This is a genomic window from Mesorhizobium sp. B2-4-7, from assembly GCF_006442685.1.
In the GTDB taxonomy this organism is placed as follows: Bacteria; Pseudomonadota; Alphaproteobacteria; order Rhizobiales; family Rhizobiaceae; genus Mesorhizobium.
This window is the reverse complement of record NZ_VFVH01000014.1, coordinates 58,912-82,725: the sequence shown is the minus strand read 5'-3', so window position 1 is coordinate 82,725 and position 23,814 is coordinate 58,912. Positions and strand designations below refer to the sequence as shown.

15 protein-coding genes are annotated in these 23,814 nt (G+C 60.5%); 5 read left to right on the top strand and 10 right to left on the bottom strand.

Annotated features, from left to right (window positions below; translation table 11 throughout):
- Nucleotide 1: 1 nt before the first annotated feature.
- The 3 genes from FJ946_RS28265 to FJ946_RS28255 form a co-directional block, all read right to left on the bottom strand.
- Nucleotides 2-1,186, bottom strand: a complete 1,185-nt coding sequence (locus FJ946_RS28265) for an extracellular solute-binding protein (RefSeq protein ID WP_140513467.1) — start codon at nt 1,184-1,186, stop codon at nt 2-4.
- A 222-nt stretch (nt 1,187-1,408) separates the two neighbouring features.
- Entirely contained in the window at nt 1,409-2,602 is a 1,194-nt protein-coding gene (locus FJ946_RS28260) for an extracellular solute-binding protein (protein WP_140567256.1), read from the bottom strand.
- Nucleotides 2,599-3,651 carry an N-acetylglucosamine-6-phosphate deacetylase gene (locus FJ946_RS28255; protein ID WP_140513463.1) on the bottom strand — a complete coding sequence of 351 codons (1,053 nt, stop codon included), beginning with the start codon at nt 3,649-3,651 and terminating at the stop codon, nt 2,599-2,601. The genes FJ946_RS28260 and FJ946_RS28255 overlap by 4 nt, the downstream gene beginning before the upstream one ends.
- Before the next feature lie 111 nt (nt 3,652-3,762).
- Between FJ946_RS28255 and FJ946_RS28250 the strand changes: the two genes are divergently transcribed.
- Nucleotides 3,763-5,004, top strand: a complete 1,242-nt coding sequence (locus tag FJ946_RS28250; RefSeq protein ID WP_181165372.1) for an ROK family transcriptional regulator — start codon at nt 3,763-3,765, stop codon at nt 5,002-5,004.
- Nucleotides 5,005-5,723: 719 nt separating this feature from the next.
- Here the strand turns inward: FJ946_RS28250 and FJ946_RS28245 are convergent.
- The 5 genes from FJ946_RS28245 to FJ946_RS28225 form a co-directional block, all read right to left on the bottom strand.
- Nucleotides 5,724-6,002 carry a hypothetical protein gene (locus FJ946_RS28245; protein ID WP_140567254.1) on the bottom strand — a complete coding sequence of 93 codons (279 nt, stop codon included), beginning with the start codon at nt 6,000-6,002 and terminating at the stop codon, nt 5,724-5,726.
- A gap of 83 nt (nt 6,003-6,085) precedes the next feature.
- Nucleotides 6,086-6,784, bottom strand: a complete 699-nt coding sequence (locus tag FJ946_RS28240) for an ABC transporter ATP-binding protein (RefSeq protein WP_140567251.1) — start codon at nt 6,782-6,784, stop codon at nt 6,086-6,088.
- Entirely contained in the window at nt 6,781-8,616 is a 1,836-nt protein-coding gene (locus FJ946_RS28235) for a branched-chain amino acid ABC transporter ATP-binding protein/permease (RefSeq protein WP_140567248.1), read from the bottom strand. The genes FJ946_RS28240 and FJ946_RS28235 overlap by 4 nt, the downstream gene beginning before the upstream one ends.
- An 11-nt stretch (nt 8,617-8,627) precedes the next feature.
- A complete protein-coding gene (locus FJ946_RS28230; protein ID WP_140561321.1) occupies nt 8,628-9,503 on the bottom strand; it encodes a branched-chain amino acid ABC transporter permease in 876 nt (291 codons plus the stop codon).
- A gap of 182 nt (nt 9,504-9,685) precedes the next feature.
- Nucleotides 9,686-11,038, bottom strand: a complete 1,353-nt coding sequence (locus FJ946_RS28225; protein WP_140558074.1) for a substrate-binding protein — start codon at nt 11,036-11,038, stop codon at nt 9,686-9,688.
- Between the two features lie 223 nt (nt 11,039-11,261).
- Between FJ946_RS28225 and FJ946_RS28220 the strand changes: the two genes are divergently transcribed.
- Nucleotides 11,262-11,999 carry a Crp/Fnr family transcriptional regulator gene (locus FJ946_RS28220; RefSeq protein ID WP_140567246.1) on the top strand — a complete coding sequence of 246 codons (738 nt, stop codon included), beginning with the start codon at nt 11,262-11,264 and terminating at the stop codon, nt 11,997-11,999.
- A 224-nt stretch (nt 12,000-12,223) separates the two neighbouring features.
- A complete protein-coding gene (locus tag FJ946_RS28215) occupies nt 12,224-12,496 on the top strand; it encodes a hypothetical protein (protein ID WP_140567243.1) in 273 nt (90 codons plus the stop codon).
- A gap of 265 nt (nt 12,497-12,761) precedes the next feature.
- Here FJ946_RS28215 and FJ946_RS28210 read toward each other — a convergent pair whose 3' ends face one another.
- Nucleotides 12,762-13,448: a Crp/Fnr family transcriptional regulator gene (locus tag FJ946_RS28210; RefSeq protein WP_140567241.1), complete on the bottom strand. Its 687-nt coding sequence runs from the start codon at nt 13,446-13,448 to the stop codon at nt 12,762-12,764.
- A gap of 46 nt (nt 13,449-13,494) precedes the next feature.
- Nucleotides 13,495-17,247, bottom strand: a complete 3,753-nt coding sequence (locus FJ946_RS28205) for an adenylate/guanylate cyclase domain-containing protein (protein ID WP_181167732.1) — start codon at nt 17,245-17,247, stop codon at nt 13,495-13,497.
- A gap of 416 nt (nt 17,248-17,663) precedes the next feature.
- Here FJ946_RS28205 and FJ946_RS28200 point away from each other — a divergent pair, with 416 nt between their 5' ends.
- Nucleotides 17,664-21,875 carry a GMC oxidoreductase gene (locus tag FJ946_RS28200; protein ID WP_140567236.1) on the top strand — a complete coding sequence of 1,404 codons (4,212 nt, stop codon included), beginning with the start codon at nt 17,664-17,666 and terminating at the stop codon, nt 21,873-21,875.
- Nucleotides 21,872-23,581 (top strand): alkaline phosphatase D family protein, encoded by a 1,710-nt coding sequence (locus FJ946_RS28195; RefSeq protein ID WP_140567233.1) that lies wholly within the window; start codon nt 21,872-21,874, stop codon nt 23,579-23,581. The genes FJ946_RS28200 and FJ946_RS28195 overlap by 4 nt, the downstream gene beginning before the upstream one ends.
- Nucleotides 23,582-23,814 lie beyond the last annotated feature (233 nt).

The window sequence follows — 23,814 nt, the reverse complement described above, 5'->3', positions numbered from 1 at the left end:
GCTATTTCATCTTGTTGGCACCGACCTCGCGGTCCCATTTCTCGAAGGCGGCGACCAGTGCTTCCGGCTTTAACGGCGCTTCGACCGGGAACTTCCTGATCAGCTCTTCATATTGTGGGCGGCCGAACTCTGCGATGGCGTCCTGGCTTTCCTGCGGCGCGGCGCTGAGTGGTACCCCCTTGACCGCCGGACCGGGATAGAAATAGCCCTTGTCGTAGGTATAGGCCTGCTGCGCGGGTTCGAGCATGAAGGCCATGAGCTTGACCAGAACCGCGACCTTTTCCTCCGCGACGCCCTTGGGAATGCACATGAACTGCGTATCGGGCACCCAATGCGTGCCTTCGAGCGCAAACGTCTCGATCTCCTTCGGCACGATGCCCAACACACGCGGGTTGATGTCCCAGCCGAAGGTGGAAACGATCATGTCGCGGGTGCCCTCGGCCAGCTCCTTCATCGTCACCGTGGTGCCGGAGGGATAGTAATCGATGCCTTCATCCAGCGCCTTCAGATAGGCCCAGGTCTTCTCCCAGCCATTGATGGGATCGGAAGGATTCTTGTCGCCGAGGATGTAGGGCATGGCCATCAGGAAGGTCCAGCCCGGTCCCGAATTGACCGGCCGCGCATAGCAGAATTTGCCGGGATTGGCCTTCACCCACGCCAGCAGTTCGTCGGTGTTCCTGGGGATGGTCTTGACCCTGTCCGGCGCATATTCGAAGAGTGGGCCCGACGGCGAATAGACGACGGCGACGCCTTCGTTCTGGCCGAAGTTCTTCTGCATCATCAAGGCGCTGTCGAGATAGACGTCCTCAGCCTTGGGCAGCACAGTGGGGTATTTCGTCCACACGTCGATCCACAGGCCCTGGGTGATGCCGTCCGACATGGCACCCGGCCCCGTCAGCACCAGGTCGATGTCGACCCGGTTGGCCGCCTGCTGCGCGGCGAGCTTGGCCGGCAGTTCGGGGGACGGCGCGCGCGAGAACGTGATCTTGGAGACGAGCCCCGGATTTTCCTTGCCGAATTTCTCGATTGCCGCCTGGGTAAGCTGCAGATTGCCCGCGACATCAATGATGTTGAGCGCCACCGGCGAAGTGGGCAGGGCAAGCTCGTCGGCGAATGACCTGCCAAAGGGCAGCGCTGCAAACCCGGCCAATCCGCCGAGCGCCTGGCGGCGTGAAATCGTGAACATCGTCGTCCTCCTCATTTATCTCCTTGAAAGAGCGGCATCTCCGCACTTTCATCCCGGCTCTCCCAGACGAATGATATATTAGTCTATTAGTATCGAATGCAACACAAATGACGCCCCGCTACGCTGAAGGTCCCGTCGCGGACAGGCCGCGTCAGGCCGGTGCCTGGCATGCTGCACTATCCTAGCGCCAGCCCCTCGACGCGGCCGGCCTTTGGCGAAGCATCAGGATTTCTTTGCGCCGACCAATTCGTCCCACTTTCGGAAGGCGGCGATCATCTTTTCCGGCGGCAGCGGCAGTTCGATCGGGTTGTCGGCGATGAGGCTGGCATACTCGTCCCTGCCGAAACGTTTGACGATGTCCTGGCTGTGCTGCGGCGCCATGGAGACAGGCACGTTCTTCACCGCCGGGCCGGGGTAGAGATAGCCCTCATCGTAGGAATAAGCCTGCGCTTCGGGCGTAAGCAAAAATGCCATCAGATCAAGCACCACGGCGAGCTTGTCGTCGGAAATGCCTTTCGGAACGCACATGAAAAAGGCGTCCGAAACCCAATGGAAGCCCTTGAGCGTGCCGATCCTTGCCGATTCCGGCACGATGCCGAGGGCGCGCGGATTGATGTCCCATCCCGTGGTCGAAATGATGATGTCGCGGCTGCCTTCCCCGAACTCCTTCATGGTGACGCCGGTGCCCGCGGGATAATAGTCGATATACTGGCCGATCTCTGCCAGATAGGCCCAGGTCTTCTCCCAGCCGTCGACGGGATCCTGCGGATCCTTGTCGCCGAGCAGGTAGGGGAGACCCATCATGAATGTACGGCCAGGGCCGGAATTGGTGGGCCGCGCATATATGAAGCGGCCCGGATTGGCCTTGGCCCAGGCTAGCAGCTCCTCGACCGAGCCGGGAACCTCCTTCACCCGCTCAGGCGCGTATTCGATCAGCGGGCCGGAAGGATAGTAGTTGACGACAACGCCATATCCCGCGCCCTGCTTCTTGTGCAGGGCCAGTGCGGCGGGTTCGTAATTGTCCTCGATTTTGGGGAACTTGTCGTTGAAATCCGGCAGAATCTTGATCCACGTGCCGTTGGCTAGGCCTGCCGCCAGACCGTCGGACCCGGTCAGCACCATGTCGATATCGACGCGGTTGGCTTCTTGCTGCGCGCGCAGCTTTCCGGCAAGCTCGGTCACCGGCGCCTTGGTGAAGACGATCCGTTCGGTGCGCTCGGGATATTTCTTGGCGTAGTTTTCGAAGGCCGGCTGCGAAAGCGCCAGCGCGCCGCCCACGTCCATCACCGAAATGACGACCGGCGATGCCGGCAGTTTGGGTGACTGCGCCCAGGCCCGCGTCGTGCCGGCGAGGAATGTACCGCCAATGCCGCCAAGGATGGTGCGGCGATTCACCTTGAGTTCACGAGCAGTCATGGTTGTCTTCCTTCCCATTTTGTCGTTTGCCGGTCGTATTCGCGTTCTTCTTCTCCGACGCGCGCATGGGTGATGGTCATGTCGGGCGCCCACTCGATCTCGCTGGCGGGCACGCGAAGGCCATGCGCGTCCAGCACCGGCTGCAGCAGCGCCATCACATTTGCCGAGGCCATATCGACAGCCTGTGCGAAACCGGCGATGCCCCAGCGCACCAGGTTGCGCACGGCGTCGTCCAGTCGCAGCGCCGACCCGGCGAGCCCGATGCCGCCAGGAACGCGGACCGAGCCATCGGCGCGGCTCTCGACCCGCATTCCGGCAAATTCGTAAGACCCGTGCGGCGCACCGGCCGCCGAAACGGCATCGGTAACCAGGACCGACCGGTCCAGCCCTTTTGCCCGGACCAGCGATTTCAACGCGCCTGGCGGAACGTGAATCCCGTCGGCGATGAATGTCGCGGCGAGACGGTCTTCGGCCAGTTGGGCAAACAGGGTATTGTCCAGTTTCGGCAAGGTTTGCGGCAGCCCGTTGCCGAGATGGGTGGAAAGGACAGCGCCAGCCGCCGCGGCCTGCGCCACGAGCTCAAAACCGCAAGCCGAGTGGCCGATCGAAACAAGAATGTTGTGACGGTTCATGGCCCGTATGAAAGCAATGCCACCTTCCACTTCGGGAGCCAGCGTCGTCAAAAGGATCGGGCGCTTGAGCAGCGACTGCAGACGCTCAATGAGCGCAGGATCCGCAGCGGTCATCGCCGAGGCGGGATGGCATCCGGAATAACCCGGGGCGGGATTGAGGAACGGACCTTCCAGATGATAGCCGGGGCACATGAGGGGACCGAGGCGGCTTTCGGAGACAGCCTTGTCGAGAGCGCTGAACCGCGCCGACAATTCGTCCGGCCTTGCCGTGATGATCGTCGGCAGGCACGCTGTCACGCCGCACGCCAGGAGGGCCTCCAGCGCTTCGTCGAGTTCCGCCGCCGTCAGGGTCCCCGAGTTGAAATCGACGCCGGCGAAGCCATTGACCTGCATGTCGACCAGACCGGGAGTAATCATGTTGCGGCCGATCGCCAAGATTCCTTACGCGGAGAGTACACGGCTTGATACCGCTTGCAAGCCATTTTTGAATAATGTTATCCAGAAATGCGAAAGGAAAAGAATCCGGGCATGTTGACGCTCTACACCGCGGATTTCGAGGACGCCCGCCAACGCGACTGCGCACGCGTCATCGCCAGCCTGCACGAAGGCGGCGGCAAATCCCGCGCCGCACTTGCCGCCGAGTTGGACATGACCTCGATGGCGATCTCGCGCGCCATCGCCGACCTCGTCGGCAGGGGCATCATCGAGCAAAGCGTCGGCCAGGTGAGCGGCCGTGGCCGCCCACCGGCGCAAATCGTTTTGAACCCCGGTTGCGCGGGCGCGACCGTCCTTCTTGTTTCCAGCCAGGAACTGGTTGGCGTCCTTGTCGATTTCCGCGGAAGTGTCCTCGCCCGGCAAACCGCCCATGTTCCGTCCGACGCCGATTCGGCCCGCATGACCGCGACGATGCGTGACCTTGTCGCCGGTCTGCTCGGCAGCTGCCCGTCTGGCATGCGTCATGTCGGAACGTCCGTTGCCGTTTCCGGCATCGTGGACGTGAAGACCCGGACGTGGATATTGACCTCGCGATGGCCGAACGTTCGCGATTTCGACGTCGGCAAGGCGCTCGATGGCATCACGCCGCGCGTGTTCCTGTTTCGCCAACTGGATGTCGAATTGAGCGCCCGATACGCCGTGCCGGGCATGGAACGACTGGAAGGCGCCTTCATTCTTCATTGGGGTTGGGGCATCGGCCTGGCCTATCGCGGCAGCGACGATGCGCCGATGCGCCAGGGCGGCCCCTTCGGCGAAATCGGCCATTGGCGTTTCAACGTGCTCAAGGATCGCCCCTGCGGATGCGGCAACCGGGGCTGTCTCGAAACAGCAGCTTCGCTGTCAGCCCTGTTGCCGGTCATACGGGAGATATATCCGTGGGCTTCAGGGGAGGAGGAACTCCTCTCCAGCCAAATCGAGACGATGGAGCTGACGGATATTCCCGAAATCCGGGTCGCCGTCGATCTTATGGCGCGCGCGCTGGGGAACGCCTGCAGGCTGCTTTTCCCCGAGAAGGTGTTCATCACCGGCCCGTTTACCTGCAATGCCGGACTCTACGAACTTCTACGCTCCCGCTTCGAGGCGGAAGGATTGATCGGCACCTTGCGCCTGCCGACCCTGATCTCCGATCGCTCCAGCCTGGACTACGTCGTCCAAGGCGCCGCGCAACCGCTTCATGAAATCGCCGTTTGCGTGCTGCTCGGCACGCCGCAGGGGAAACCGAATGGCGCAGGGCGGAGCCGGCGGAATGGAAAGCGGCAAAGGCCGATGCCCTGACGCGAAGCATCTGAATGATTGACGCTGCGGGTTCAGAGATCCGGGAGCAATCTCGATGCCCCACACCTCTCACGTCCTGTGGAGAATGCTGCGACGCCGCTCGGGCGAAGCTCACTGCCTCGCGGAGGTTTTTCGAGCCGGTTCTCACTAACGAGCCGCACAGCGAAACAGCCGCATTTAGCATGTCGCCAGCGTTTTCTTCTTTATGCCAGGAGCGCATTCCCGCGCCGTTCCATCTCTGCCGGATCGAGGTCCTCCCTCCACGACAGGAGCACCCAGACGTGGCCGAAGGGATCGCGCACGGTGGCGGAACTGGCGCCATAGAACATATTCGTGGGTGGCTGATCTCTTCCGCGCCAGCCTTGACCGCGCGCCGCAGCAAGGTCGCGTTATCATCAGTGAAGATGTGAAGGCCAGCTGTGCAGCGACCAAGTGTCCGCGGCTCGCCGTATAGTCTCTCGTCCGGATCCCCGATCATGATCACGGCTCCGCAGATCAAAATCTCGGCGTGCATGATTTTGCCGTCTGGGTGGGCAATTCGGAACAGTTCCATCGCTCCGAATGCCCGCTCATAGAACGCGATCCCATCCGACGCCCCGTTGACATAGATGTGAGGGACAATCGCGTTTCGATATCTCTCTGGTCGTTCAGTCATCTCGGTGTCCTCGCGCCAAATATCAGAGCGCTCGCTTGCGGTGCACAAGCCGGCGAAACGCTCTTTACAGGACCCGGCGGAAAGCCCGCCTCAGTTCGGCCACCGCACCGCCGGAGACCATCAACCGTGCGTCGACACGATCCGTTCCGGGTTCCACGCGATCATCTGCTCGACTGCCGCCGAAGCCGCCGCCGGCTCGACTTGAAATTCCTCGAAAATCGAACGGTACCTCTCTTTTCCAACATGGCAGGTCGGCAATCATCCAGGCCGACTCCAACCTGGAGACTGTCCTGATATTTCCGGCGATCAGCGGCTGGCGCCAGAAGGCGATACGGTCCTGCAAGCGATGGCCTGGATAGTCGCCGGCATGAAGCACGGATGGCCGAAGGCGGTCGGAAGTCGAACGCCATCCGCGGCTGCTCGCCCCTAGACGCCGAGATGATGCTGCAGCAGCCCCGGCTGTGTCTTGAGCTCGGCGGCCGGGCCCTCGTGGGCGATATGGCCGTTGTTGATGATATAAACGCGGCTCGCGAGCGCCAGCGTCGCGGCGATGTTCTGTTCCACCAGCACGATTGTCTGCCCTGCCTGGGCCAGTTCGCGGCAGGCGCGCACCAGATCGTGCACAATGACTGGAGCAAGTCCTTCGAAGGGTTCATCAAGCAGAAGGATCTTCGGGTTGCGCACCAATGCACGGGCTATGGCCAACATCTGCTGTTCGCCACCCGAGAGATCCGTGCCACGGCTGGTGCGCCGTTCCTTCAGCCGTGGGAACATCGTGTAGATGCGTTCCAGCGGCCACCGGTCGTCGGCGGTCAATCCGGCCAGAATGATGTTTTCCTCGACGCTCAGGCTGCCGAAGATGCGCCGATTCTCGTGCACGAGCTGCATGCCTTCCCGAGCGATGCTGTGCGCCTTCTTGCCCACCAGCTCAACTCCGTCGAGCTCAACCGAGCCGGCACGGGGTATCACCACGCCCATCAGGCTCTTCAGCGTCGTCGACTTGCCCGCGCCGTTGCGCCCGAGCAGCGCCACGACCTCGTTTTTCTCGACCCTCAATGCAACGTCGAACAGAATGTGACTGTCGCCATAATAGCTGTTCAACGCCCTGACTTCGAGCAGGCTCATGCCACCTCTCCATGTACCCCGCCGAGGTAGGCTTCCTGCACCTTTGCGTTGGTCTTGATCGCACCGGGCATACCTTCGACCAGTACCCTGCCCTCCTGCAGGACGGTCACTTTCTCGACCAGCTCGAAGAGGGAATCCATGTCGTGGTCGATGATGATCATCGTGCGTCCACGCGCGATTGACTTGAGCAGCGCCACGGTCTCGACGCGCTCGCGCGGGCTCATGCCGGCAAGCGGCTCGTCAAGCAGGAGCAGGCTCGGCGACGTCGCCAGCGCAAGCCCGATTTCCAGCCGCCGCTTCTCGCCATAGGCCAGTTCCGAAACGGGCCGCTCGAGCCGCGCCGTAAGGTTCACCAGCGCCGCCGTTCGCTCGACCTGCTCATTGAGACCGGGAACGCTGTGGATACTCTTGAACAGGTCAAGCCGGAACTTTCCACGCGCCTCGCCCAGCGCGGCAATCATCAGGTTCCGCCGCACCGTCAGGCGGTCGAACAACTGGTTGATCTGGTAGCTCTTGGTGAGCCCGAGCTGGCACACCTCGGACACGCCCATGCCCGTAATGTCGCGGCCGGCCAGCATGATGCGGCCGGAGGTCGGCGCGATCTCGCAGGTGAGCATCTTGAAGAACGTGGTCTTGCCCGCGCCGTTGGGTCCAATGATGCCCCTTATCTCCCCATGATCGACACTGAAGTCGATGTCGCTGTTGGCTGTGATGCCGCCATAGCGTTTGGTTAGGCCCTGCACCTGCAGGATCGGTCCGGATGCTGGCGCAGTGCCATGCCGGCGCGCCGGCATCGGTTCGACGACCGTCACGACGTGCGGCGCACTCTCGACCGCGGTATTGGCCCGTTCGATGCGCTTGCGGCCGCCGGTCAACCCATAGAGATCGACGATCGCACCGACGATGCCGCGCCGCAGGAAGCAGACCAGCAGCACGAAAACGATGCCGAGCACCAACTTCCATGTGGCGCCGAGATGCAATGTGTTCTGGAAAAAGTCGCTCAGATACAGCCACACCGTCGCGCCCACCAGCGGCCCGAACAGTGTGCCGGCACCGCCGATCGCCGTCTGCATCACGACCTGGCCGGACGTGTCGAACATGAAAGCGTCCGGCGGCATGAAGCCCTGCATGACGCCCAACAGGCCGCCGGCAAAGCCGGCATAGATCGCCGCAATCACGAAGGCCGTGAGCTTGTAGCCGTGTATGTCGTGGCCGAGCGCCGCGGCGCGGAGCGGATTGTCGCGGATCGCCGAAAGGATCGCGCCAACCGGCGAGCGCACGATGCGAAGTGCGACGACAATGCCGACGAAATACCAGAACGCCAGGAAGGTATACATCGTCCAGTCGGTGTTGAATTCGAGCACCGTGAAGCCGAGGTTGATGACCGGGGTTGGCACGCCAGGCAAGCCGTTCTCGCCGCCCGTGAATGCCGAGAGCGGATTGAACTCGACAAAGAAGAAGACTTCGGCGATGGCCACCGTGATCATGGCGAAATAGATGCCGGTGCGTCTCAGGGCGATCAGGCCGATCACATAGCCGACGACACCCGACACGACGGCGCCCATGACGATGGCAGCCATGACATAGGAGAAGCCGGTTTCAGTCAGGAGATAGGCGGCGAACATCCCGCCAGTACCGTAGAAGGCCGACTGGCCGAACGACAGCAATCCCGTGTAGCCGAACAGGATGTCGAAGCCGATCCCGAACAGGCCCCATATAAGGATACGATTGATCGTGCTGGGCGAAAAGCCGAGATGGGGCAGCACGAACGGCGCCAGGACGAGCGCCAGCGCCGTCAGAAGCTCGACAAGGAAGGGATGTTTGATGTTCATGGCGACCGCGTCTACTCGCGCCCTGCCGTGCCGAGCAGCCCGTGCGGGCGAAGCACCAGCACCAGAGTCATCGCCACGAACAGCATGACATACGAATAACCGGGATTGAACATCGAGGTGATGCTGATGATTTCGCCGGCGATGAGGCCGCCGAGAATCGCGCCCGGAAAGGAACCGACGCCGCCGATCACCACGACCACGAAGGTCTGGACCAGTATGGCTTCCCCGACATCGGGCGCGATCGACACCACGGGTGCGTTGACGATGCCGGCGAAGCCGGCCGCCATGGCTCCGATGCCGAAGACGAGCATGAAGATCTTGTAGACGTCGATTCCAAGCGAATCGACCATTACCGAATCCTCGATGCCTGCTCGCACGATCATCCCGATGCGGGTGCGATAGAGCACGACATAGAGCATCAGCAGAGCCAGGGCGACGATGCCGAGCAGCGCCAATCGGTAGGTAGGATAGACCATGAAGCCCAGATGGGTGATGCCGACCAGCGAGGCGGGCGGCGGCACCGTGCGCGAGAGGCTGCCGAAGAAGAAGCGGATCGTCTCGACGAAAACGATGCCGAGCCCGAACGTAACGAGAAGCTGGTCCTCAAGCGGCCGCATGTAGAAATGGCGAATGATCAGCCGCTCGATCAACACGCCGACGATCATCACGAACAGCGATCCGGCCGCCACCGCGGCCAGGAATGAACCTGTGTAGGTGTAGGCGAGCCAGCCGGCATAGCCTCCGAGCATGAACATCGCGCCATGGGCAAGGTTCAGGACGCCGAGCGTCCCGTAGATGATGGTCAGCCCGGAGGAGATCAGCGCCAGAAGCGCGCCGAGCACGAGCCCATTGAAGCACTGCGAGATGAAATTTGCCCAGTTGATCACTCTGCGCCCACCTTAATCATGAAAATATGCCCTGCCCTCGCGCCAGCAAGGGTTTGGTTGACAAGTCGCGAACAATCGACATTCCACCGACCGCCGGGAGACGAACCGTCTGCGTCCAGCCAGAGCCAGTCCCGGTGCGAGCGCCTTCTCCACCCGGCGGGCGGAGAAGGCGCTGCGGGATATCAGGTGTAGCTGCCCAGGTTGCAGCCGAACTCGTCAGGCTTCTGCATCAGCGGCGCGCCATCGACCACCTCGACCACGTTCCAGTAGTCGTCGTCGCTCTTCATGTCCTTGGGGTCCTTACCCTGGACGAGTACGACCGGTCGCACGCACTGATGGTCTTCCGGCCGATAGTGAACGTCGCCGACGAGTGAAGGGATGGTCTCACTCTTCTCGTATTGCTTGATGACGTCCGGCGGATAGAAGCTACCGGCCTGCGACACCATGCGGGCCCAATGAGCGAAGCTGACATAGGCATTTTCGGCGCCCCATTCCGGCCGATAACCGAACTTTTTCTGGAACGCGTCCACGAACTGCTTGGCGAGCGGATACTTGTCCTGCAGGGTCCACCAGAAATCGGTAGCGGCAAAAACGCCGGCTGTCAGTTCGGGGCCTACTTCCTTGGCAAGGAAGGGGATCTGGTAGGGGATGACCATCTTCATGCTCGGAGTCAGGCCGAACTGCTTGGCCTGCTGGATCGACAGCACCGCGTCGCGGCCCCAGTTGACGTTGACAATGAATTCGGCGCCCGAATTGGCGATGTTGGTCAGATACTGGCTGAAATCCTGGGTGCCTAGCGGCGAGACCTGGTCCGTCACCATCTCCCATCCACCCTGAGAGGTCAGGTAGTCGTTCACCGACTTGGTGACGGTGTGACCGTAAGTGTAGTCCGGCGTCATGAATGCCGCCTTCTTTCCCTTTCCGTAGGTCTTCAGAAGGATCGGGCCGATCGCGTTGGCTGCGGTCTGGCCGTAGAAGTTCTGGCGGAAGCCGTAGCGGACACAGTCCTTGCCTGTTGTGTCGTTTGAGCCGGAGATGCCCGCGACGTAGAGGATCTTCTCGCGCTGCGCGAATTTGTTGAGCGCAACCGCGACCGCCGATGAAGTCGAGCCAGTCATCAGGATGATGTTGTTTTGGTGGATGAAATTCTGCTCGAGCTCGACGGCCTGGTTCGGCTTGGCCGCGCTGTCGGCGGACAACAGCTCGACCTTCTTGCCGAGCAACCCCTTGTCGACTTTCGGCGCCAACGCCTTCATCAACTCATGGCCGTTGTTGATGTGGTCGACCGCCAGCTGCCAGCCCTTAAGTTCATCAGCACCCTGCACGGCATAGGCACCGGTAAGGGGCACCGCGGCTCCGATGTAGACGGTGTCGCCCGCCGACCCGGCCGGCCAGGTGCCTATCGCGGGCTTGTCGTCGGCTGCAAAAGCCGCAAAGCTGGATAAGGGCAGAACGGCACTACCGAGAAGACCTGCGCCCGCGTGCAGCATGGTACGGCGGGATATATTGGAAGTATTTTGATCGTCGAGCGGCATCAGCTGTTCCTCCTTAGCGTGGAGCCGTCGGACGGCTCTCATTTGTTGTTCCCGCAAACCGGTTTTTTCCAGCGAAATGCTGAAAATGGCCTATTTGCATGGGCATTCGCAGTGGCGTAGGCCTACCAGTCAATACAACTTTCGTTTGATAATTCTGTTCATTGATCTGGATTAATAAGCATAGGAAAGTTTCGTTGAAGGTCATGAACATTTGGAGCATGGCATGCCGCTGACCGGCCACCCGATCGTGACCCGACTGACACGTGCAATGAAGCTGGATTCGCTAGACATCAAACGTCTTGAGGCAATCTTCGAGCACGATCTTACCATTCGGAAACGGGAGGAACTCGTCGTTCACGGCTCCGAGTTCCGAAACCTGTGCTTTGTTAAAGACGGCTACGCGATCCGCTACAGGTTGCTGCGCAGCGGCAGGCGGCAAATCCTGAAGCTCATCCTGCCCGGTGATGTCATTGGATTCCCGGTCAGCTTTTTCGATCGATCCACTTGTTCGGTCGTCGCCGTGAGCGAACTGACCTACGCCGTCTGCTCGTTCGACGCGTACATTCGTCTCTGCTACGAGCAGCCCCAATTCGGTCTGGTGTTAAGTTGGCTCGCCGCCCAAGAGGCAGCGACTTATGCGGAACACATCGTCAATCTGGGTCGGCGCACTCCGATTGAAAGGTTGGCGCACCTTTTGCTGGAGATTCACGCGCGTCTCCTGGAGGTCGAACGCGCCGACGAAGCAAGTTTCGATCTGCCGTTTTCACAGGAAATCATGGCGGACGCGCTCGGGTTGAGCGTGCCCCATCTCAATCGCATCATTCAGCAATTGCGCGCCGAACAGCTTATCACCAGCAACGCGCGCTTCATCGACTTGACTGATCTTGCGGGCCTTCGAAGACTGGCTCAGTACCAGCCGATGTCCCTCGTTCCGATCCCGGTGCTGAAGCAGCGGGAATGAAAAGCGTCCCGTCGATCATATTAGCACCCTGCGTGAATTCCTTCACATACAAATCTCACCCGCGGCGTACAAGAGATGACAGAGCAGGCAATTTAGTCTCTCTTTCGGACAGATCATAAAGAAAATAGCAAAGATCAATCCCGAAGAGGAAGTTGGTTTTTAAACTAAGCCAATTTCGTTCTCATCACGAATTTTGTGATGCCATCAACCAAAGGGAGAGAAACATGTATAAGGTCATTACAGCTGCGTCTGCATTCTTCATCCTCACGGTGCCTTCGTTCGCGATCGACTCGACCTTCGTCCACAGTCTGCGAGCCGACAATGGTGACTTCGAAGCCCCAGGTGACTTGAAGGGTCAACATTCATTGGCTTCAGAAGAAGCGGTGTATGGCTTCCCGACCGGGTCGATCGGATTGCCTGGTGGCGCTTCGAACTCCAAGTGCATGGGGGTCAGCCCACACCAGTACGATCCTGTCAGCCCGGACTGCCGGAATTGATCCAGATAAGAGCGGTGGCTAGCGCCACCGCTCTGCCTTCTTGAGCGGGGTACCGACTGACCGACGGACTATTAAGAAAAGGCCCGACCATAGATCGCGCGACAGCCGTGGCAGGTCCAATCGCCTGGGACGGCGTCAGGATGCTGAACGGAGGTTCCCAGTTCGTCGCCACGACAGGTGGAGGACTATCCCTTCATGCCGATCCGGTCTTCGTTGCGCAATCTAATTTCGCGGCTCTGATGCGCGCCGATTGCGAATGGCGACATCAGTCATCGTCCTGTGACTCGGCGATGTGACGAAGCGCACCGGCGTTCCTTATGCGCAGGCCACCACGCTTGATTGCGATGATCGAACGGTTGCGCCAATCGTTAAGCGTCTTGTTGACGGACTCGCGCGTGGCGCCCAGGAACTCCCCCAGTTCGGACTGGGAGATCGGTATCCAACCTGAGCCATCCGCCATAACGCCGGCCAAAAAGGCCAGTCGCTTTGCCAGCCTGGCCTCAATGCCGAAGAAAGCCTGATCGCCAAGTTCGCCGCTGACCCAACGCAGCCGTGCGCACAAAAGCTCAATCATGGCGCGTGCCAGAGGTGGGTTTTTTTCGATGCGATCGAAGAGCTGCTTCCGACCGAGCGAGGCCAGATCGCAAACGGTCAGGCAAGTGGCGGTTGCGGTGCGCGGGCGCCCGTCGAGCGCGCCGATCTCTCCGACCAAGCTGTGCGAAAGCTCGATATTGGCCACCAGCTTCCGGCCCCCCGGCGAATACATCGAGATCTCCACCGTCCCGCTCATCACCCCGTAAATACGATCGGATGGATCTTCCTGGACGAAGAGGATCTGGCCCGCCGCGTGGCGTTCAACCTTGCAGCCGCTGAAAAGAAGATCGAACAGGCGCGGATCGATCCGTGCAAGGCGCGGGAGATCATTTCTTTCGTTCGCGCCGCCAAAAGCCATGTCGCCCCCAAGTTGCCGATCGGATACTCCAACGCAGGAGAGTATCTTAGATCTTGTCTTGCCGGCGCCTCAGCTCGGCCGCAATGATCGACTGATCCCTGCGTAACGAGAGGCGCCGTGCAGCCGCGAGTGCTTGCCGCCAAGTAGAGACGGCGCGGTCACCGCGCCCGTCCAGCCAATGGGCCACGCCGACCCACAGCCCATACTGAGCGGTGCCGACAGGAAACGCGCGGCGGTAACGCTTGAGCTCATGCAGCGCTTGGCGCTCCCAGTGGCGCCACTGGTCGTACTCGCGCGAGAGGCCTGCCTCCCTGCCGCGCAGAAGCACTTCGCACACGCCGGCAATGCCGGGCAGTGTGCTGTGCACAGTCGGGCGACGCATCTCGCGCAGCAGGCGTAGCGTCTCGACCACAGCCCGAAGGCTCTCAGCATGGAGCCCGACCCGTGCAAGCGCGAGCGCAAGCGACCCCTTGGCGGAGACCAAGTCGGCGAGATCGGCGGATCCGACCATAGCGGACGTGGTCAGCCGAAGGATGTCGACCGCTTCACGGGGGCTATCCGTGTGGAGCACACACAACGACTTGCATCGGAGCGCCCAAATCTCTTGCTGGAGGTTTCCGCTGTTCTGTGCGCGGGAGAGCAGCGCCTGGGCGGTGTACTCCAGCGCACCCGATTCACCCCGGTAGTACATTGACCAGAAGCGCATGGCCTGGGCGTTGCACCAACTTAGTTGATCGCCCGCCTTTAGACACAGCTCTTGGGACTGATCCAGACGACGATCTACCATCAGCCAGTCGCAGCGCCCGATGCGCCAGAGCGCATCGAGATTACACAGGTGGGCATGGACCGCTGGATCGGCGAGCGCAGTCACCACCCGTTCTGCCCTTGCCATGAAGTAGTTGCAAGCGCGCCGGCGCCCCAGAATTCCCAGCCCGCATGCCAGTTGGGCGGACGCGACCACCATCTCCATGGTGAGCCCCGTGCGCTCCGCATGGGCGACAGCCGCGACGGTGTGGGAAAACGCTCGCGAAAAGCGAAGCTCGAAATAGTCCACGACGGCCGCCTGGTTAAGGCAGCGAGCTAGTTCTCGCTCCCAGGAGTCCAGCACACCACCCTGAGTTGACCATAGCGAAGGAGGGAACACTTGTTGGAACGCGAGCCGCATTCCACCCCCAAGCAGCCGCATCAAAAGGGCTGCCGAGGAACGTGGAACCGGCGTGCCCGCCAAGGTGAGGGCGCGCCTCACCGAAATGCCCTGAGCATGGAGGTCGCCACGACTGTAATGGGCCTCGCCGAGCTGCCTGCGCCAACGCACCGACTGAAGTCTTTGCTCAGCACTCCAAGGCTGCTTCGACTCGTATCTCAAGCAGATTTCCAGAAACGCCTCGACCTCTCGAAACGCACCGACCTGCAGCGCCTTGATTGCTGCCAAATTGGCATATCCAACTGCCTTGAAATTGTTTCCGGCGGCCTCAAAATGCTGAACGAGGGCCACGACATCCGCGCCCATGGCGGCCGACTGGCTCGACTCGATCCAAACGGCCAGAGCTGCATGAAGTCGCTGTCGCACTTCACTGGGAATTGAGCCATAAACGACGTCTCGGATTTGATCATGACGGAACTCGTAGTTCCCTGATCCAGTGCCCTGACGCACGAGATGCGCCGCCACGAGCGACTCGACAGCTGCACCCACACCGTCGTGATCCAACTCGCCCTCGAGCAACGTCGCCAGGGCCTCGCCGGTAAATGAACGCCCGATCACGGCCGCAGCCCTGAGAACGTGCTGGACTGGGGTCTCCAATCGATCAACGCGCTCCCGAATGACCCGATCGACACCTTCGAAATATCGAAGGCTCTCGAGCGGGCGGATCGGACACCACAAACCATCGCGTATGGCGATGAGCCCCTGGCTCTTTAATGTCAGCGCTATCTCCTCGGCGAAAAACGGATTGCCACCGGCTAAGGCCGAGACCCGGCGCGCCAGTTCGCCATGTGGGGGCACATCCCCGAGCGTGCGGGCGACCAGTTCGCAAATCGACGCCTCGCTGAGTTCCTCAAGATCCAGGATACGACACAGGCGCGCGGGATCGTCAGGTTCCGTTCCGGATGTATTCCTTCTTGTGGCCTCGGCTCGCCTTCGTAGGTTTTTTAACTCCTCCGGAACTTCGTCCGAGCGTACGCACAGGACCAGAAGCAACGAGGACAGAGATGAGAGAACCCACTCGACGAGGCGCCACGATGCCGAATCCAGCCACTGACTGTCCTCCAGGACCAATGCCAACGGGCGCGGTGCCAAGTTATCCATGAGATCACCCAAAAGACGCATGGTGGCATCAGCGCGATGAGGTCCCTCCAGATGTCGCGTCCCGTCGTTTTGGGGAATTTCGATGCTCAGAACATCACCTAGCAAGGGCAGTCGCCCAACGAGCGACGAGTTGCCTTGAACCCGTTGTGTGACGACATCAAGCACCGCAAATCCATCGCTGTCGGACGGTAGGCCGAGAAGGGACACAAGCACCCGCCGCCATGGCAGGAGCGATGTCCGGCGATCGTCACGTTCGGCGCGCGCGGTCAAAACCTCGATTGCGGTTGAGCGCAGTTCGTCCGTGAAAGCTCTGATCAAAGCGGTTTTTCCAATGCCCGACTCACCCAAGACAACGAGCAAACGCCTGCCTCCACGGCGGGTCTCCTCGAACGTACGTTTCAGGAACTCCAGCTCGCTCTGCCGGCCAATCAGCGGACTAAGAGGTTGGACCGGGGCGCGCGGATCCATGGGACAAAATACCGTTGCCATGTCCCCAAGTCCGTCCAGTTGCAACGTGCCGTGTTCTTCGAACCAAAACGCCGTCCGGCTGGCTCGCTCTGTTGGTGCATCGCAGAGAACGTTTGCCGATGCCGCCGTCATAAGCCGCGCCGCCCGATTCACGGGCGCGCCGATCACCATCAGCTGGCGCCGGCGTGCGCTTCCGACAACACTAAAAAGCGCATCGCCGGTAGCCACGCCCATCGACGCGGAGAGGCCCAAGCGTTGGGCCGTCAGACGGATCGCGCGAGCAGCATCGACGGCACGGCAAGGATCGTCGCGGTGGAAACTGCCTCGCGCTCCGAACGTCGCAAAGAAAATCAGACCTTTGTCGTCGAAGAGCAACTCGCCGGCCGGCCCACCGCGCGAACGCAGATCCTCCTGGAGGGTCGCGCATAGCAATTGATAGCGCGCAAGCGCCTGAGGTTGACGATGGTCAAGTCCGGCAATTCGCGCGAAAAGGGCGGTGATCGGCCTAATCTCCGCCAGGGCGTCTAAGCGGGCGGTCGTTGGACGATCTTCTTCGGAACGGATGGCAACGGCGCTGTCCGCGGCAACTGAGCGCAAGTCGGCTTCGGACAGCAGGTCCCTGAGCTGCAAAGGCAAAAACCTTGCCAGCCAGCCCGGAGGCGGAGAAGCCAGCGTAGGCCGACTGCGCCGCGATTGAGACGGCTGCGCAAGGGCCAAGTTGGCTTTGTCGGAAAGTACATATTCCCATCGGCGCGCAGCCGCTTGGGACTGAGCGGCCTGCATGATGGCATCTCCCCCTGCAAAGAGCGTCCAGACCGGCTGGCCGCCCAAAGCCGCCGCCCAGAGGGGCCCCGCCCCTACTCCAACATGCAGCGCGGGTGCGATTTCAGCTGTTCCGTCCCCCAAACGCTCGTTCTGGCCGCCGCAGATTGCCTTGGCACAGGCTGTCGCCGCTCGCACCGCGCTTTCAAGTCCGCGGACATCCGCCGACCAGTAGGCTAGCAGTTCGTCGCCAGCGAGGTACAAAATCTCGCCTCCACGATTGTATACTTGCTCTACGCATCGCGCGTAGGAGTGACTAAGCAGGCTCGGGATTCTTTCAAGTCCTTCTTGCCCCCGTCGTGCTAGTTGCTCGACCAAGGCCGTGTATCTGGACACATCGACAAACACCACTGCAGCCGGGAATTCGACGGCTACTGGGCCATCCGCTCGAAGTGCGTGAATTCTACCGAGTAATTCCAGCGGCAGAAAACTCTCAAGTAGCTCGCAAGTACCCTCCATGGGTTCCTTCCCGCAGCCGTGCCCATGGTTTCAGGGCAGAGAAAGGCACCGCCGACCGCGCACTTACTAAAGGGAATGAATATCGCCCCGATAGATTGCGTGACTTCCTGACGTTACACCAAATTTCGTATATGATTGATATCTAAATTAGGGAGGACGCATTGCCTGTACACATCAAGGCAGCGCCGGAGCCGCCACGTGCGACGGCTTGGCTCTCGCACCGACTCGAGACATTGGTCCACGATTTTCCGCAGATCGCCGATAGGGAAAGGACAACCGTCAAGGGCGGATATGACTTTGATGTTGCCATCGTTGGCAGCGGCTATGGCGGCTCGGTGGCTGCCGCCGAATTGAGCGCCTGCAAGGATGTGCAAGGCCAATCTTTAAAAATCTGCGTACTGGAACGCGGCAAGGAGTACCTGGCCGGAATGTTCCCTTCGCGATTGGCCGATCTGGGCGGCCACGTCCGCTTTGCCACCCCCTTTGCGAAACGCCAACGCGGCGTGTTCGATGGTCTTTACGACTTGCGCTGCAGCGACGACGCGGTAGCTCTCGTCGCGTGTGGCTTGGGTGGAGGCTCATTAATCAACGCCGGCGTGATGGAGATGCCGCTGCCGGCGATTTTCCGGGAAGCACGCTGGCCCACCAAAATCCGCAGAGATACGACGCTCACAGAGACGGCTAAACGGCTGGGCGATTGGCTGGGAGCCAAGCCGATACGTGTCACCAAGCCTTTCCTGGCCAAGTCCGAAGCAATTAGAAATTTGGCTGGTGGCAAAGCACGACCCGCTCACATAACCGTCGCTTCCGATTGCCACACCAACCACGCCGGGGTCGCGATGAGCGAATGTCGCCGTTGCGGCGACTGCGCCACTGGTTGCAACTACAATGCCAAAGAATCCCTCGACCTGAATTTGTTGCGGCTGGCTCGACAAAGCGGAGTACGAATCGTCACTGGCGCCACCGTCTTGCGCGTTTTGCGCGCGGGCGAAGGATGGCAGTTGGACGTCAATCACACCGATGGCCATCTACGCGACAACCAGCGGAACCCGTTCGCGCTGCTGGCGAGGCGCGTGATCCTTGCAGCAGGCACATTCGGCTCGACGGAAATTTTGATGCGCTCGCAAATCCGCGGGATAAAGTTCTCCGATCAGCTGGGAGGCAAGTTCTCCGCCAATGGTGACATGCTCGTCGTTGCCCATGATTTGGCGGCAAGGGTGAATGGCGTCGCTGATGAAACCGAGGATCCGGCCCCAAACACCAAAAGCGAGGATTGCGGTCGCGCGGTCGGCCCGACAATAACCGCAATGATCGATCTGCGCGACGGCAACGCGGCTACTGACCTGGTGATCCAGGATCTTGCCGTACCGGGACCGCTGCGCCGCCTGTTTGAGGAAAGCGCCACCACATTCGATGTGCTCAATCGCGTCGCCGATGGCGACTGGGCGAAGCATGAGCCGGATCCTTCACGAGTAGACGACGCAGCCGTCAATCCTGCCGCCATCACCAACTCCCTGGTGCTGGCCATGATCGGCCGCGACGACGCGGAGGGAGCACTTGCGCTAGGGCCCTCGATGCAAAACAGCGCCGATGAGATGCAAGGCGATCCTGAAAAAATGCGCGCCGACGGGATGCAAAAGGATGCTGAAAAATTGCGCGCCGACGGGGTGCAAAAGGATGCTGAAAAATTGCTCGCCGACGGGATGCTCACGGTGCGCTGGCCGGAGTTGCGACTGGACCCCCGGCTGGAGAACCATCATGCGCGCCTTGGCAAGTTGCTTCGAGAGTCTGGATTGGGCGGACGGCTGGTGAACAACCTGTTGTGGCGACCTTTGTCCGACAGGCTCGAAGCCGTGTTCGGTCGCCAACGCGGGCCGCTGCTGACGGTGCATCCCCTTGGGGGCTGCGCCATGGGTGACGACGTTCGCCAAGGCGTGACCGATCATTGCGGCCGCGTGTTCGATGCCGCTGCGGTCGGCCTCAGACGCACTCACGAAGGGTTGATCGTGCTCGATGGCTCGGTCGTGCCCACGTCGCTGGGCATCAATCCCGCCTTGACCATAGCCGTTCTGGCATTGCGAGCGATCACCGAGCTCAAGGAGGAATGGCAACTCAGTGGCGGCCGTTTGATCAATGCACCCTTGCCTGGGAACTCTCGTGGCGAAACGCGGCCGATATATTCCACGCCGCGGACGAACCCTGCGCCTACGCCTACCAGCATCGAACTGACCGAACAGGTGCGCGGCAAGGTCCCTCTGGCCATGCGCGGCAACGGTGTGAAACCACACATGGTCGAACTGACGCTAACCACCAAGCCGGTGGTGCTCACCGATCTCTACGCGCTGCAAACGCCCCGTGGACGGTGTTTGCCGATTGCCCATGGTCGGCTGCGCATTCTGCGTGCAGGAAAGGAGTTCGACCCCATTGCAGATCAGGCCTATGAAAGCCATGTTGCGCTCGAGGCGGAGATCTCGGGATCGCTCCACCTGTTCGATCTGGAAAAATCGCGCCCCGTGCCCCGAATGCTGCGCGCTATCCTTGCGTGGGCGCTCAACCGCGGGATGCGCGACTTTGCTTACCGCTTGGTCCGCCAGGGCCAGGAATGGTTGCGTTTCACGCCGCCTAGCGGAGGGGCATCCCATCTCAGACTGCTCGACATTCTGCACCTGTGCTCGCGTGCGGGCGGGGTCCGCCTGATCGAATACGATTTGCACATCGACAAGGTTGTCGAGCCGGAAGATCTCGGCACGGGCGCGAGGTTCGACAGCTCTCTGTTCACGCAGAAGAAAATCAGAGCGGTGAAGCGGCTCACCTATGCGCGCGGCGCCAGCCCTTGGCAGCAATTGATGGAGATGTCGGTCGAAGTTTTCCCGCAGATGAGCAAGACCGTCATTGGCAAGAAGCTACCGTCGCTAGAGCTAAACAAACGATACCTGGCGCGGCAATCGGTGCCTCTGCTGCGGATAGTGGGGCAGCAAGACCGTGTCGCGGCACTGGCAGATCTGGCCTCTTTCATACTCTACGGTTTTCGCGTCGTGCTTCAGATACATGCACTGAGTTTTCGCCGCCCCGACCCGCCATCTGCGCGTGAACCACAACGGTTGCCCGGGGCGGTGCCGGGCTTACCTGCGCCCCAAATCGACTGGTTGACCTTGAAAGGTCAGCTCAGCCCGCCGATCCGCATTCGCCTGGCCCGCTATGACGGCAGTTCCGCAAAGGTGATCGAGAAGGGCGTCCCGAAACGCCCCGTCTTGCTCATCCATGGTTACAGTGCGAGCGGCACCACATTTGCTCATGCTGCCGTACCCGGCAACCTCGCTCAATCGCTGTGTGATGCTGGGCGCGATGTCTGGGTGCTCGATATGCGATCGAGTTCAGGCCTGACTACCGCCACAGGCGGTTGGTCTTTTGAGGAGATGGCGGAGAATGACATTCCGATCGCCGTCCAACACGTGCTGGCTGCGACAGGGCAGGAAAGGCTCGATGTCGTCTGCCATTGCATGGGCGCGGCAATGTTCAGCATGGCAGTGCTTGGCGAGCATGATCGAAGGAATTTGCACAATAAGATCGGGCGCGTGGTGTTTTCGCAAGTCGGCCCGGCAATGCTGTTGAGTTCGGCAAATGTGCTCGCCGCATATGTGATGCGATATGTACGTTATTTTCTTCAACTTGAAGACTATGTGTTTAGTCCGCATGGCGATATCTCGCTCGCCGGTCAATTGCTCGACAGAGCGCTCTCGGCAATGTGGCTGCCGTCCGACGAGTATCGGCGCGAGAATCCCCTCTGGCCCCCAGGCAAAGCGACGCCTTGGGTCGGCACAAGACATCGGATGGACGCGCTCTATGCACGCACCTTCTCGCTCAACAATCTCTCTGACCTCGTACTCGACCACATCGACGATTTCTTCGGCCCGCTCAGCGTCGAGACAGTCTCGCAGGTCATACATTTTGCTGGCTTCAACACCGTGACCGATCGCGCCGGCATAAATCGCTATGTGCTGCCGGACCGGGTGAGGGATCGACTGAGATTCCCGATGATGTCGATCCATGGAGCGGAAAACGGTTTGGTCGCCCCCTCAACGCTAAGACTGATGCGAAATATGCTCAAAGGGGCCGGCGTGCCGCATTTGAACTCATCTCTGCATGCGGTCGAGGCGGTGCAATCGGAGGAAGAAATCAGGAATCTTATTGACAAAAGCGGCCAGTTCCTGGCGCTCGGCCAACCGTCCTACCTGACCTGGTGCATTGCCGGCCACGGTCATCAGGATTGCCTGATCGGCAAAGACGCCTCGTCGATCTGCGGCGTTATAGCGAAATACCTCGGAATGCCGGATATCTCCGATATGCCGGGCCCCTTGGAGGACAAGCCATGACGCATTCTCTCCCCTCTGAAGCCAGGGCGCCCGCCTTCGGGGTGCGCGTAGAGGTCGAGGCGGGCAAGATCCTGGTGCAAGCGGCCGATAGCGGAGGGCGGGGCTTGCCTCATGCAGCTTTCATTGTTCCCGTCTACGCAAAGGGCGACCGCCTGCACATGATCGGTCCGCCGGTTACGAGCCGCGGCGACGAGAAAGGACAGAGGGACGATAGCCTCTATAATAGTCTTCCGCATTACTATATTAAGCAACCCGCATCTCCTTACGTATTTGAAGTTCCGCTCCATGAGTGGCCTGAAGCGCAGCAGGTACTGGTCTTGCTCCTGTACGTTCAGGCGCAGGGTATTGGCGGCTTGGCTCGGTTACCGAAACTGCCCGACGCGGCGGGATCACCACCTGAAATCCTCGACACAGGTTCGCATGCCAAGAACGCGGTGAAGAGGGCCGCCGAGGCTATTCGGTATGCGCTCGAGACTGACACATTGGATGATTTGCGAGGTGGCCTGATCGTCGGCAGGCCTGGAAGGTCGCACAGAAGCCATCGGCACAAGAGCGATGCCCGCGCGGTATCGAACCTTTCATTCGCTCTCGCAAGTTGCCAATACCCCAGTGATTTCCTCGACCACATGCCCGACGGTCAGCATGCGACACGAGGGCCCGCGGATGCGTCTCTGCTCGCGCTCGGCGATCTACTGGGCAAACCCGGCGCCCCAACGTTGCTGCTGCTGGCCGGCGATCAGGTATATATCGACGCTACGGCAGGGCTTTTCGACCCTAAGGTAGTCAACGACCGATTCCGAATACCCTACGAACGCCGGGGCCAGAGCCGCGGTGTGAAGGCGGTGATGCAGCGCTTGGACATGGCGGTTGAAATGATGCTGGACGATCATGAGATTCGCGACAATTGGGCAAAAGACCCCGACCCGGCGATGCGCAAGAATGATATCGTCATAAAGCCTGGGAAGCTGGCTTACTTCAGGTACGAACGTGGCAAGACCGAGGTGCTGGAAAAGCGCCTGCCGGCACACATCTGGCGAGACGATTTAACCCACAACGGTATGCCATTCTTCCTTTGCGACACGCGCACCGAACGTCAAGGACGGACGGTTTCGAACTGGTGCGAAGCGCGGATCATGGGTTCAACGCAATTCGCCAAACTTTGTGAATGGCTTACCAAGCCTGAACACACCGAAATGCCCAAATTTGTTCTCACATCCTCGGCAGTGCTGCCGCGGCGGCGGGAGGTGGCCGAGGCCCCCACTTGTGCCTTGCGTTCGGACGCGTGGGATGGATACCCGTTTTCCTTACATAAACTGCTCAGGTTCGTGTGCAACAAGGAAATAAAGGGACTGGTATTCCTGTCTGGTGACGAGCACGTGAGCAGCCTGGTCACCGCTCGTGTAACAAACAGCAAAACCGGCAAGCAGAGCATCCTGCATTGTATCCACAGTTCGGCGCTGTACGCGCCATATCCGTTTGCGAACGGAACTGCCGACAATTTCCAGGCCAATGAGACTTTTTGCTTTCCCGATCCCGATCCTGAGCAGGGGCCGTATTGTTGCGAGGTGCAGACAAGTTTCGCCCCTGGCGACGGTTTCGCGCTTGTAACGACATGCCGCCGCCGTTCGCATTGGCGTCTGGATGTCAAGTTCCACGACAGCGGGGGGCTCAAGGAGAACGGAACCTTCACGCGCGACCTAGAGTAATAGCTGCGCGTGAAATAAGGCTTCACTCAGTTTTTCTCACTATACCAAGCGGCCCGCGCTCGATCAGGCGCGGCGGCAGCTATTTATCCCGAGATAATCGTCTCTGAGGCCGCATGTCCAAACGATCGCCTGCCCTTTGCATGAGCCTGTGTAGCCGCTCCCCATAAGGAAACGTCGCCATGAAGCGAAAACGCTTGGCCGGCAATCGGTCTCCTCAATCGACAATGGTGGCG

Coding starts and splice junctions, on each gene's coding strand:
- FJ946_RS28265 (WP_140513467.1), bottom strand. CDS start 1,186: ATGTTCACGATTTCACGCCGCCAGGCGCTCGGCGGATTGGCCGGGTTT.
- FJ946_RS28260 (WP_140567256.1), bottom strand. CDS start 2,602: ATGACTGCTCGTGAACTCAAGGTGAATCGCCGCACCATCCTTGGCGGC.
- FJ946_RS28255 (WP_140513463.1), bottom strand. CDS start 3,651: ATGATTACTCCCGGTCTGGTCGACATGCAGGTCAATGGCTTCGCCGGC.
- FJ946_RS28250 (WP_181165372.1), top strand. CDS start 3,763: ATGTTGACGCTCTACACCGCGGATTTCGAGGACGCCCGCCAACGCGAC.
- FJ946_RS28240 (WP_140567251.1), bottom strand. CDS start 6,784: ATGAGCCTGCTCGAAGTCAGGGCGTTGAACAGCTATTATGGCGACAGT.
- FJ946_RS28235 (WP_140567248.1), bottom strand. CDS start 8,616: ATGAACATCAAACATCCCTTCCTTGTCGAGCTTCTGACGGCGCTGGCG.
- FJ946_RS28225 (WP_140558074.1), bottom strand. CDS start 11,038: ATGCCGCTCGACGATCAAAATACTTCCAATATATCCCGCCGTACCATG.
- FJ946_RS28220 (WP_140567246.1), top strand. CDS start 11,262: ATGCCGCTGACCGGCCACCCGATCGTGACCCGACTGACACGTGCAATG.
- FJ946_RS28215 (WP_140567243.1), top strand. CDS start 12,224: ATGTATAAGGTCATTACAGCTGCGTCTGCATTCTTCATCCTCACGGTG.
- FJ946_RS28210 (WP_140567241.1), bottom strand. CDS start 13,448: ATGGCTTTTGGCGGCGCGAACGAAAGAAATGATCTCCCGCGCCTTGCA.
- FJ946_RS28195 (WP_140567233.1), top strand. CDS start 21,872: ATGACGCATTCTCTCCCCTCTGAAGCCAGGGCGCCCGCCTTCGGGGTG.